Source organism: Mesorhizobium sp. M7A.T.Ca.US.000.02.2.1, assembly GCF_003996995.1.
GTDB lineage: Bacteria > Pseudomonadota > Alphaproteobacteria > Rhizobiales > Rhizobiaceae > Mesorhizobium.
This window is the reverse complement of record NZ_RZTT01000180.1, coordinates 1-11,709: the sequence shown is the minus strand read 5'-3', so window position 1 is coordinate 11,709 and position 11,709 is coordinate 1. Positions and strand designations below refer to the sequence as shown.

Sequence of the window (11,709 nt, the reverse complement as noted above, 5' to 3'; positions counted from 1 at the left end):
CACCGCGATCACCCCTTCCGGAATCTGCACGCGCACGGCGGTCGTCGCCTTGCCTTCGCAGCCATGCGGCACCCGCAAAACGGCCTTGTAGGTCGAGCCGACCGCCGCCTCCTGGGTTTCGAACGTGATATGCGCGAAGGCGGCGCTGGTTCCGAGCGCGAGAAGTGCGCCAGCCGACAAAACATATTTGTTCATGATAGTCCCTCGGATTTTCAAAATTTGTCGAACTGGCGCGGTCAATTGGCGTGGTCGTCCATGGCGCCACCGCCCATGCCTTCGACAGCGAAATCGACGTTGACGGCGCCGGCCTTTTCGAAGGTCAGGGTGGCGGAGAACTTTTCGCCCTGTTTGGGTTGCCGCTTCAGGCCGATGAACATCAAATGATAGCCGCCAGGCGCAAGGGCGACCTTGCCGCCGGCCGGAATTTCCAGGCCGCCGGCAACCGGCCGCATGGTCATGACGCCGTCCTTGACGCCCATCTCATGCAGCTCGGTCTTTTCAGAAACATCGGAGGAAATCGACACCAGCCGGTCCGGTGCACTGCCGTTGTTGGTGACGGTGAAATAACCCCCGGCCACTTTGGCGCCGGCCGGTGTGGCGCGCGACCAAGGGTGGCCGACCTCGAGATCGCCAACCTTGAACTCATGCGCGAGGACGGACTGGGCGCCTGTGAACAGCAGCGCAAGAGCCAGCACGGCAATGCCGACACGCTCTTCGATGCCGCGTAGAATGCCGCCGGGCACAAGACGCGCGGCGTCAGGGAAAAAATAGGACATGGTTGCTCCATGAAGTGATGGTCGCGCCGTTGCCGGTCGCGAGCAGTTTGATCTTTGGATGGGTACGCCCACGAAAAGTTCCGCCGGGCAAACAGGCTCAGGCCGTCAGCGGCGGCGCGCGCGGGTTCGACGGCGAGCGCTCACGCGCAAAGTCGAGATGGATGGCCGCCGGAAAAACAAAGGCGACCGTTTTGAAGGAAAGGCTGCCCAGCGCCAGGCCAGCACCGGGCGGCGGCGCAAAGGCCGCCGAAACCATGCTGCAGCCGAGCACGCAGCATGCCGGAAGATGGGACGGCTGCTGGTTGCCGCCGGGAAGCTGGGCTGCGCCCTCATGGGTGCAGATGACGTTGCCAAAGGCGTCGAGCTGCGAAGCATTGGGACCGGTGCCGAAGGCGAATGCTCCGAGCGTCGACTGGAGCAACAGCAGATAGGCCGCGACCAGCGCGACCGGCATGCTCCACCGTCTCCTCGATACGCTCAAAGCCCTGCCTCTTCGCAGCAATGCGACATTCCTAGCACGGGGCTGGCGGGTGGAAAATCGCCAAATCGCCGCGGCGCCAACGCGGCAGGGTCAATGCATGTCGCCCAAAAGTGTGCGGCGATTTTGGGACAACGACATGCATGAAACAAGACTCTGAGCCTCAGCGCGGCTCAGGATTTTTGTAGCGACCGGCTCTCCGGGATCGAGGTCAGCAATGTCTGGCGCGCCGACTTCAGATGCTTGCGGCAGGCGGCGTCGACCTTGCCGAGGTCGCGCGATTTCAGCGCCTCGATATAGACCAGATGCTCGCCGATCGCGACTTCGTTGCGTTCGCGTTCCTGCGCCTTGTTCCACTGGTAGTGGTAGTGGAAGATCATGGCGATGACATCGTAGAAATCGACGATGAAGCGGTTGCGCGACGCCCGGTGGATGAGCCGGTGGAAGCGCTCGTCGAGTTCGGAGAACTCGGTGAAGCGGGTGGCGATGTCGTTTGCCAACTGGCGATGCTCATCTTCCAGGCGGTCGAGATCGGTCCAGACCGCGCTGTCCTGCGGTAAAGCGGCAAAGGCAGCCGCCGAGCGCAATTCGAACATTTCGCGGATTTCGGTCAGCTCCAGCGCGAAGGCGCGGGTAAAGCCCTTCAGCACCCAGTGACTGTTGCGACGCTTCTCGATCAGGCCGAAGCGGGAGAAGCGGATCAGGAACTCGCGCACGCTGGTGGTGCCGACGCCGATCTCACGCGCCAGTTCGAGTTCGTTGATCTGCATGCCGGCTTCGGCGCCGCCGGCGAGCAGCCGACGCATGAACGACCGTTCGATGATCTCGGCCAGCGTGTCGGTCTCCTCCTCGGGGAAGAAATCATCGGGACGCGGTTCGCGCAGCACCGTCTTGGCGCGCTTGTTCCAGGCGATCAGCCCAGTCTCTTCCATGCGCGCGAGAATGGTGCGCACCGTGGTACGGCTGACGCCAAGCAAGGTACCCAGTTCCGGCTCAGAAGGCAGGCTGCGCGTTTCGTCGAGCAGCCGCAGGCAGCGGTTATAGGCATCCTTGTAGACGTTGTTGCTCTTCGACATCCCTGACCCGTTGCACGCCGTCGCTTGCGGCGGCCGGTTTGAAGCGCAATATGACGTTCCCATGGCCCTGAGAAGCGAAATTGCTTCCCGGAACAACCCAGGCATGCGGAACTCCCCACGAAAAAACAATTGACGCAAAACTGTTTTTTCACGATAAAAGACATTATCTCTAAACAGACGCGTGTCAATCCGTCTGCGCAACCCAGGATCACCCAGGAAACCGCCCGTGAACGCCTCCAACTCCATTCTCCTGTCCCCTGCCGACAATGTCGCCGTCGCCAACGGCCGCATCGAGATTGGCACCGCGCTGCCGGGCGGTGCCGTCGCCAGTGCGCTGATCGAGCCCGGCCACAAGGTGGCGATCAAGCCGATCGCCGCCGGCGAGGCCGTGGTGAAATACGCCCAAGCGATCGGTCGAGCGACACAGGATATTGCAGCGGGCGAGCACGTGCATTCGCACAATCTGGTTTTCGAATCCGGTCGCTTGCCGGTCGTGCCGCCGAGCGAGGCCGAGCACGCGACGGAGGCCGACCGCGCCCGCACCTTCATGGGCTATCGCCGCGCCGATGGCCGCGCCGGCACGCGCAACTTCATCGGCATCGTCGCCAGCGTCAATTGCTCGGCCACCGTCTGCCATTCCATCGCCGACACCGCCAACCGCACGCTTTTGCCTAAATATCCCGGCATCGACGGTTTCGTGCCGATCGTGCACGGCCAGGGCTGCGGTATGAGCGGCACCGGCGACGGCATGATGGTGCTGCACCGTACACTCGCCGGCTACGCCCGCCACCCGAATTTCGGCGGCGTGCTGATGGTCGGCCTCGGCTGCGAAGTCAACCAACTCACCCTATACGGCCAGAAGGGCGTCGCTGCCGGCAAACGCCATTTCAACATCCAGGACGCCGGCGGATCGCGCAAATCGGTGGAAAAAGCGATGGGCGTGCTGGCCGAGATCGCCGAGGAAGTCGGCCAGCTGAAGCGTGAGCCGATCCCGGTCAGCGAGATCGTCGTCGGCCTGCAATGCGGCGGCTCGGACGGCATGTCGGGCATCACGGCCAATCCGGCGCTGGGCGCGGCTGTCGATATCCTGGCTGGCGTCGGCGGCATCGGCATCCTCTCCGAGACGACGGAGATCTACGGCGCCGAACATCTGCTTGCCTATCGCGCGGCAACGCCGGAGATCGCGCAGAAGCTCGACGGTTTCGTGAAATGGTGGGAGGACCACGTCGCTAAGCATGGCGCCTCGATCGACAACAACCCCTCGCCCGGTAACAAGCGCGGCGGCCTCACCACCATCCTGGAGAAGTCGCTCGGCGCGGTCGCCAAGGGCGGCCAGACGCCGCTCAATGGTGTCTTCGGCTACGCCGAAAAAGTCACCGGCAGTGGATTGGTGTTCATGGACACGCCCGGCTACGACCCGGTTTCGGCGACCGGCCAGGTGGCGGGCGGCGCCAACGTCATCGTCTTCACCACCGGCCGCGGCTCATGCTTCGGCTGCCGCCCGACGCCGTCGATCAAGGTCGCCACCAACTCGACCATGTACCACCAGATGGAAGAGGACATGGACGTCAATTGCGGCGTCATCGCCTCGGGTGAAAAGACCATAGCCGGCATGGGCCGCGAGATCTTCGAACTGATCGTCGAGACGGCTTCCGGCCGCAAGACCAAGAGCGAGGACTTCGGCTACGGCGACAACGAGTTCGTGCCCTGGCATCTGGGCGCAACGCTTTAGATTTTACTGATATAAAGTAGACTGCGCGCCGGTCAGTGGCGGGCAACGGGGAGGTTGTGCATGGAAAAGCGCCGCATCGGCCAGACAGCGCTGGAAGTCACCGAGGTCAGCTTCGGCGGCGCTGCACTTGGCGGCCTTTACCGCGCCTGTTCGCGCGAAGCGGCGATGGAGACGCTGCAGGGCGCCTGGGATGCCGGCCTGCGCTATTTCGACACCGCACCCTTCTACGGTTTCGGCCTGTCGGAGCGCCGCTTCGGCGACTTCCTGCGCTACAAGCCGCGCGATTCCTATGTGCTGTCGACCAAGGTCGGCCGGCTGTTCCGCCCGGTGCCGGACGATCAGGTTCCCGATCACTCCTATGTCGATCCGCTGCCCTTCGCGCTCGACTACGACTATTCCTATGACGGCATCATGCGGTCGGTCGAGTTCAGCTATGCACGGCTTGGCCTAAACAGGATAGACATCCTGTTTGTCCACGACATCGGCGCCTACACCCATGGTGTCGAGAAGACCAAGGTGCACTTTCGCGACCTGATGGACGGCGGCCTCAAGGCACTTGAAGAGCTGAAACGGTCCGGCGTCATTTCCGCCTATGGGCTTGGCGTCAACGAAGTGCAGATCTGTCTGGACGTGATGCGCGAGGCGCCGCTCGACTGCATCCTGCTCGCCAGCCGCTATTCCTTACTCGACCGCAGCGCCGAAGCGGAGTTGCTGCCCCTATGCCGGGCGCGGCAGACCTCCTTGGTCATTGGCGGCGTGTTCAACTCCGGCATCCTGGCGACCGGGCCGGTGCAAGGCGCGCATTTCGACTACCGCCCTGCCAGCCATGACGTGCTCGACCGCGTCGGCGCAATGGAAAGGATCGCCGCCGAGGGTGGCTATCCGCTCGCCGCCGCAGCGTTCCAATTCCCCTTGCATGAACCTGCCGTCGCCACCGTGCTGACCGGCACCGCCAAGCTGGCGAACCTGACGCGCAACCTCCAACTGCTCGACATCGACGTGCCGGAGACGGAATACGCCAGATATCGTCCCCACACGCTGGTGCAGGAGGTGTGAAACTTCATATTCTTGCGGTCACACGAAGGAATGGACATTCCATATTGACGAAATGGTGGAATTAATATTCCATACGTTCCCAGAACGGAACGGAAGTGTGACGGCGCCAATGGGGAGCAGCACGGTGGATTTGCCTCTGCCAGGCTTCGCAAGGACTAATCAAACAGCGCTTGCATCGATCTGTTCGATGCATTATCAAAACATGGCAATTGTTTTTTATTGATAAAGTTCTGTTTTGGACCGCGCCTATCCGGACGGAGCTTCCGTATCGTTCACCGGGCGACTTAGGGAGGAAACCTCATGAAATTCGTGACCAGCATTCTCAACCGCCGCGCCGTCATGGCGCTGGCAGCAGCTTCGATGCTCGCCGGCGTCATGCATTCGGCGCCGGTTTCGGCGGCGGACGTCACCATTCCGATCATCGTCAAGGACACCACGTCGTTCTACTGGCAGATCGTTCTGGCCGGCGCCCGCAAGGCCGGCAAGGATCTCGGCGTCAACGTGCCGGAACTCGGTGCCCAGGCTGAAACCGACGTCAACGGCCAGGTCTCGATCCTCGAGAACGCCGTTGCCAGCAACCCGGCGGCGATCGTCATTGCGCCGACCGAGTTCAAGGCGCTTGGCAAGCCGATCGATGAAGCCGCTGCCAAGGTCAAGGTCATCGGCATCGACTCCGGCGCCGACTCCAAGGCGTTCACCTCGTTCCTGACCACCGACAACGTCCAGGGCGGCCGCGTCGCTGCCGATGGCCTCGCAGCCGCCATCGGCGCCGCCAACGGCGGCAAGATCGAGGGCGACGTCGCCCTGATCACCAACGCGCCGGGCGCCGGCTCGCTCGAACAGCGCAAGCAGGGCTTCACCGAACAGCTGGCCGCCAAATATCCGGGCCTCAAGCTGGTCGCCGATAAATATGCCGACGGCCAGGCCACCACCGGCCTCAACATCGCCACCGACCTGATCACCGCCAACCCGAACCTCAAGGGCATCTTCGCTTCCAACCTGATCATGGCGCAGGGCGTCGGTCAGGCTGTCGCGGAAAACAGCCTTGGCGGCAAGCTGGCGCTGGTCGGTTTCGACAGCGACGAGAAGCTGATCAAGTTCCTCAACGACGGCGTCATTTCCGCCCTCGTCGTCCAGGATCCGTACCGGATGGGCTATGACGGCATCAAGACCGCACTCGCCGCTTCCAAGGGCGAGAAGGTCGAAGCCAATGTCGACACCGGCGCCAATCTGGTGACCAAGGACAACATGAAAGACCCCAAGATCGACGCACTGCTCAATCCGAAGCTCTGAGCCGTCGCATCCGCAATGATCTCCGGGGCACCTCGCCCCGGAGACAAGCTGCCGCACAAACGGCTTGGCAATCCATAAGCGTAGGCTAGGCTGTTTTCGAGACATATCCTTGTCTCGCCGCGTGCCAATCGTGAGGCCAATCTGGGAGGATTGTCATGACATCGACGGCGCAGGAACTGCATCCGGCCCCTGTGCTGGAACCGGGGCGGACCATCCTCGAATTGCGCGGGCTGGAGAAGCGCTATCCCGGCACCCACGCGCTGAAGCCGGTCGACCTCGCCTTCAAGTCCGGTGAGATCCACGCCATCGTCGGCGAGAACGGCGCCGGCAAATCCACGCTCATCAAGCTTCTGACCGGCGTCATGCCGCGCACCTCCGGAGAGATCACCTGGGAGGGCCAACCGGCCGCCCTGGCGACGCCGCACGAGGCGATGGCGCTCGGCATCAATGCCGTGCACCAGGAAGTCGTGCTGTGCCGTCACCTGACGGTCGCCGCCAACATGTTCCTCGGCGAGGAGAATTCGCGTTTCGGCATCCTGCAGCAGCGCGCCATGGTCAGGCAGGCGCAGACGATCATCGACGACCTCGGCTTCGACCTGCCGGCGCATGTCACGCTTGGCGACCTGACCATCGGCCAGCAGCAGTTGATAGCCGCCGCCCGCGCCACCGTGCGCGGCACCAAATTCCTGATCTTCGACGAGCCGACCGCCTACCTCACCCGCAAGGAGGCCGACCAACTCTTCACTCTGATCCGCCGGCTGAAGGGCGAAGGCGTGACGATCATCTACATCAGCCACCGCATGGAGGAAGTGTTCGAGCTCGCCGACCGTGTTTCCGTGCTGCGCGACGGCACGCTGGTCGGCACCCGCAACATCGCCGAGACCAACGATGCCGAACTGGTCAAGATGATGATCAACCGCTCGATCGAGCAGGTCTACCACAAGGAGCATTTCACGCCGGGCGCCGCCCTCATCGAGGCGAGGAACCTGTCCGGCAAGGGCTTCGAAAATGTCTCGATGACGGTCCGCGCCGGCGAGATCGTCGGGCTCTATGGCCTGATCGGCGCTGGACGCAGCGAGTTCGTCACCACGCTTTACGGCCGCCACCGCAAATCCGCCGGCCAGATCCTCTGGGAAGGCAAGGAGGTGCAGGTCAATTCCGAGCATGACGCGATCAAGCTCGGCATGGCGCTGGCGCCGGAAAGCCGCCGCGACCAAGGCCTCTGCCTCAACCTGCCAGTCGGCTTCAACCTGAACCTGCCGATCTACAAGCGTATCTCGAACAATCTGCTGATTTCGAGCACGCAGGAGAAGACGCAAGCCGATCGCCAGATCGCCGATCTGCGCATCAAGACACCGACGCGCGGCGCGCTGGCATCCAGCCTGTCGGGCGGCAACCAGCAGAAGATCGTCATCGGCAAATGGCTGGCGCACGGCGCCAAGCTGTTCATCTTCGACGAACCGACGGTCGGCGTCGATGTCGGCACCAAGGCCGAGATCTACCGCCTGTTCGGCGCACTTTTGTCAAAGGGCGCCGGCATCATCCTGATCTCGTCCTATCTGACGGAAGTCTATGAACTCGCCGACACGCTGCATGTGTTCCGGCGCGGCAAACTGGTGGCGACGCACGGTTTTCACGCCGCCAGCCACGAGGATATTCTCACTCAAGCGCTCGCCGAGAAACAAGAAAAGCTGGGAGGACAGATATGAGCACCGAGGCGATTCCCGTCGAAAAACCGAAGCGCAACTATAATGTCCTGTTTGGGCTGACGCTTTTGGCGCTGCTGGTTCTGCTCTGGATCCTTCTCTCCGTGGCGACGACGAGCTTCGCCTCCGCCAACAACATGGCCAATCTCTTGCGCCAGGGCTCGATGATCGCCATCATGGCGGTCGGCCAGACTTTCGTCATCATCACCGGCGGCATCGACCTGTCGGTGGGCGCCGTGGTCGGCTTCGCCACGGTGGTCGTGGCCATGATGATCAATGCCGGCTTCCCCATCTGGCTCGCCATTCTGGTGACGCTGCTGGTCGGCGTCGCCATCGGCATGTTCCATGGCTTCGGCATCGTCAAGATGGGCCTGCCGCCCTTCATCATCACGCTGGCAACGCTGACCTCGCTGCGCGGCATCGGCCTTTTGATGACCAACGGCAATTCGATCAACATCAACAGCGACACCTTCACCGCCTTCTCTCGCAATTCCTTCATCGGCATCCCCAACCTGTTCTGGATGGTGATCCTGGTCGGCATTCCAGCCTATATCTTCCTCCACCACAGCCGCTGGGGCCGATACCTGTTTTCGGTCGGCTCCAACGCCGAGGCTTCGCGTCTGTCCGGCGTCAATGTCCAGCGAACCATCTACATGGCCTACACGCTGTCGGGCCTGTGCGCCGCCTTTGTCGGCGTGCTGCTGGCCGCCCGCATCGGCATCGGCAACCCGACGCAGGCCGAGGGCTGGGAGCTGCAGGCGATCGCGTCTTCCGTCATCGGCGGCACCTCGCTGTTCGGCGCCGTCGGCTCGGTGCATGGGCCGCTGCTCGGCGCCTTCATCCTGGCCACCATCAACAACGGCGCCAACCTGCTCAACGTCAATTCGTTCTGGCAGCGCATCATCACCGGCGCGCTGATCATCATCATCGTCTACTTCGACGGCCTGCGCCGCCGCGGCAAGTAGCGATCCCGCAATCACCCGCCGGCCCGCCACACCAACGGGCCGGCGATTTCATGACTGGATTAGCGCATGAAAGCCGTCCTCTGCCGTTCGCCCGGCGATCTTGTCCTTGAAGACCGGCCCGCACCAGAGGCACCGCCTCCCGGCTGGGCGCTGGTGGCGGTCAGCCATGTCGGCATCTGCGGCACCGACTACCACATTTTCGAGGGCAAGCACCCGTTCCTCGCCTATCCCCGCATCATGGGCCATGAGGTGTCGGGAACGATCGTCGAGACCGGCGACGGCGTCGATCTTGCCGTTGGTGAGCCCGTGGTGATCAACCCCTATCTTTCCTGCGGCAAGTGCATCGCCTGCCGGCACGACAAGCCGAATTGCTGCGTCAGGATCGAGGTGCTGGGCGTGCATCGCGACGGCGCCATGTGCGAACGGATCCTGGTGCCGGCGCAAAATCTCTATCCGGCCAACGGCCTGTCGCTGGCTGACGCCGCCGCAGTCGAGTTCCTGGCCATCGGAGCGCATGCCGTGCGGCGCGCCCGCGCCGACCCCGGCGCCCGCACGCTGGTCATCGGCGCCGGCCCGATCGGGCTCGGCACCGCCATCTTCGCCCGCATCGCCGAACTCGACGTGACGCTGCTCGACATGAGCAGTGAAAGGCTCGCCTTCGCCGCAAATGAGCTTGGTTTCCAGACCCTCGACGGCTCGCGCGGCGCGGTGCCTGATCTGGTCAAGGAAGCAACATCAGGCGAAGGCTTCGATGTGGTCTTCGATGCCACCGGCAACACCCAGTCGGTGCAGTCGGCCTTTGCCCATGTCGCGCATGGCGGCACCTTGGTGCTGGTCTCTGTTGTCAAGGACGACATCAGCTTTTCCGATCCGGAATTCCACAAGCGCGAGATGACGCTGATCGGCAGCCGCAACGCCTTGCGCGCCGACTTCGATCACGTCGCCGCCTCGATCCGCAACGGCGCCGTTCCCCTGGCCAAGCTCGTCACACACCGCACCACACTCGCCGGCACGCCGCGCGATCTGGCTCGTTGGGCACATGAGAAATCGGGCCTGATCAAGGCTGTGATCGAGGTCGGATCATAACATGGCAAACGGCGAAGCCGGTCCTCCAATGCGCCGCCGCTGGCAAGTGAATGCGGCTGAGCTGGGCCGGGCACTCCCTACAGCGCCGACAGCTTCAGCTCCACCCGTTCGGCCGGAAAGCGCGACTCGGAAAACTGGATCGGCTGGCCGTCCGGCGTGACGTTGACGGCGACCGTGACCAGCACGATGGCGCCCGGCTGCAGGTCGAGGTCGGCAAGGTCCGCCGCATCGGCATGGCGCGCCGACAGCACGGTCGATTGCCTGAGATAGTCGTCTATGCCGAACCGCGCCAGCGAGGCGGTGATCGACCCTGTTTCCGCCATCGCGGCATCGATGCCGGCAAAGCGCCGGGCCTCGAACCAGCCGGCCGCGCGCGACACCGGCCGTCCGTCGGCTTCGCCGCGCGTTTCCAGCCGGATCACGTCGGCTCCCTTGGGAAGACCCAGTCCCTCGGCGACGCGCTGACTGGCCGGCTCGACCGACGAGGCGAGCAGGACGATGTGCCGTTCCGTCGTTTGCCCTTGCAGCCCTGTCGAAAAACGTGTGCGCGCCCCGATCGGATAGGACAGCCGCTTGCGCGACAGCACGAAGGTGCCGCGCCCCTGCTCGGCCCGCAGCACGCCTTCCCTTACAAGGGCTGATATGGCGTTGCGCACCGTGTGACGGTTGACGCCATAGCGTTCTGCCAGCGCCACCTCCGGCGGCAGCGCTGCATTCTCCGTGAAATCGCCGATGGCGATCGCATGCAGGATCTTGTCGGCGATCTGCCGCCACAGCGAAACGCCACTGCGCCGCTCGATGCCGTCCGCTGACAGCTGCCCGACCTTCATTGCCCCCCACCTTCCAGCGCCCAGTCTTCTATCGCTGTCATCCACCCGTCATGGACACGCGCTAGATAATAGGTATAATTTGTATAGTTGTCTATATCAATAGACAAATTTAGCCACGAGGACGATAGCTTATGCGAGGACAGGAAGCCCGCGACCAGGCCGAGCGCAAGGCCGCCATGGCAACCCTTGCGCAATCCAGCGGCGATGACATCGTACGGCTCTGGAATGAGGCCGGACTGCCTTCGGACGCCGAGTTGCTGCGCGGCCCCGAAACCGGCCTTGTCACCCTGCGCGGCCGCATCGGCGGCGGCGGCGCGCCCTTCAATATCGGTGAGGCGACCGTCACCCGCGCCACGGTCCGGCTGCCCACCGGACAGGTCGGCCATTGCTATGCGCTTGGCCGCGACAAGCAGAAAGCGAGGCTGGCGGCCATCGCCGACGCGCTGTGGCAGGACCCTGCCCGCCGAAATGAGGTCGAGACCGGGCTGATAGCGCCCCTGCGGTCGGCTCTGACCGCAGCGCATGAAAAACGCCGCGCCGAGACGGCGGCAACGAAGGTGGATTTCTTCACCATGGTTCGCGGAGAAGACTGATGGACATTGCAGCGCAATCGATCGAGGGCGGTTTCGCCGATCCGGTCTTCGACGCCCAGACCGTGTTCCGCGCCGTCATGGACGCAATGGCTCGGCCGGGCAGCGTGCAGCCGCTGCC

13 protein-coding genes are annotated in these 11,709 nt (G+C 63.4%); 8 read left to right on the top strand and 5 right to left on the bottom strand.

The genetic code is table 11. The features are described from left to right. From EOD15_RS18005 to EOD15_RS17990, 4 genes are all read right to left on the bottom strand, one after another. A partial coding sequence (locus EOD15_RS18005) for a DUF1775 domain-containing protein (RefSeq protein WP_127408697.1) occupies nt 1-195 on the bottom strand: 195 nt, incomplete at its 3' end. Between the two features lie 41 nt (nt 196-236). Further along, nucleotides 237-776, bottom strand: a complete 540-nt coding sequence (locus tag EOD15_RS18000; protein ID WP_127321858.1) for a copper chaperone PCu(A)C — start codon at nt 774-776, stop codon at nt 237-239. A 97-nt stretch (nt 777-873) separates the two neighbouring features. After that, nucleotides 874-1,230 carry a hypothetical protein gene (locus EOD15_RS17995; protein ID WP_127321857.1) on the bottom strand — a complete coding sequence of 119 codons (357 nt, stop codon included), beginning with the start codon at nt 1,228-1,230 and terminating at the stop codon, nt 874-876. Between the two features lie 197 nt (nt 1,231-1,427). Next, a complete protein-coding gene (locus tag EOD15_RS17990; RefSeq protein WP_127321856.1) occupies nt 1,428-2,330 on the bottom strand; it encodes a GntR family transcriptional regulator in 903 nt (300 codons plus the stop codon). A gap of 226 nt (nt 2,331-2,556) precedes the next feature. Between EOD15_RS17990 and EOD15_RS17985 the strand changes: the two genes are divergently transcribed. The 6 genes from EOD15_RS17985 to EOD15_RS17960 all read left to right on the top strand — a co-directional run bounded on the left by EOD15_RS17985 (nt 2,557) and on the right by EOD15_RS17960 (nt 10,168). Further along, nucleotides 2,557-4,062: an altronate dehydratase family protein gene (locus EOD15_RS17985; RefSeq protein WP_127321855.1), complete on the top strand. Its 1,506-nt coding sequence runs from the start codon at nt 2,557-2,559 to the stop codon at nt 4,060-4,062. 60 nt (nt 4,063-4,122) lie between these two features. Then, complete coding sequence (locus tag EOD15_RS17980) at nt 4,123-5,118, top strand: aldo/keto reductase (RefSeq protein WP_127321854.1); 996 nt, start codon at nt 4,123-4,125, stop codon at nt 5,116-5,118. A gap of 300 nt (nt 5,119-5,418) precedes the next feature. Beyond that, on the top strand, nt 5,419-6,411 hold the full coding sequence (locus tag EOD15_RS17975) for an ABC transporter substrate-binding protein (RefSeq protein WP_127272465.1): 993 nt from the start codon (nt 5,419-5,421) through the stop codon (nt 6,409-6,411). 155 nt (nt 6,412-6,566) lie between these two features. Then, nucleotides 6,567-8,120, top strand: a complete 1,554-nt coding sequence (locus EOD15_RS17970; RefSeq protein ID WP_127408696.1) for a sugar ABC transporter ATP-binding protein — start codon at nt 6,567-6,569, stop codon at nt 8,118-8,120. After that, a complete protein-coding gene (locus EOD15_RS17965; protein ID WP_127323072.1) occupies nt 8,117-9,082 on the top strand; it encodes an ABC transporter permease in 966 nt (321 codons plus the stop codon). Before EOD15_RS17970 ends, EOD15_RS17965 begins: the two co-directional genes overlap by 4 nt. Before the next feature lie 66 nt (nt 9,083-9,148). Continuing rightward, the gene (locus EOD15_RS17960) at nt 9,149-10,168 is read left to right on the top strand and encodes a zinc-binding alcohol dehydrogenase family protein (RefSeq protein ID WP_127408695.1); all 1,020 of its coding nucleotides are present in this window, start codon (nt 9,149-9,151) and stop codon (nt 10,166-10,168) included. A gap of 77 nt (nt 10,169-10,245) precedes the next feature. Here EOD15_RS17960 and phnF read toward each other — a convergent pair whose 3' ends face one another. Beyond that, a complete protein-coding gene (phnF, locus tag EOD15_RS17955; RefSeq protein ID WP_127408694.1) occupies nt 10,246-10,998 on the bottom strand; it encodes a phosphonate metabolism transcriptional regulator PhnF in 753 nt (250 codons plus the stop codon). Nucleotides 10,999-11,129: 131 nt separating this feature from the next. On the opposite strand from phnF, the gene phnG reads away from it, so the two are divergent. Both phnG and EOD15_RS17945 read left to right on the top strand, forming a co-directional pair. Further along, complete coding sequence (phnG, locus tag EOD15_RS17950) at nt 11,130-11,591, top strand: phosphonate C-P lyase system protein PhnG (protein ID WP_127323228.1); 462 nt, start codon at nt 11,130-11,132, stop codon at nt 11,589-11,591. Further along, the coding region (locus tag EOD15_RS17945; protein WP_185929016.1) for a phosphonate C-P lyase system protein PhnH at nt 11,591-11,709 on the top strand (119 nt) is incomplete at its 3' end. The genes phnG and EOD15_RS17945, both read left to right, overlap by 1 nt.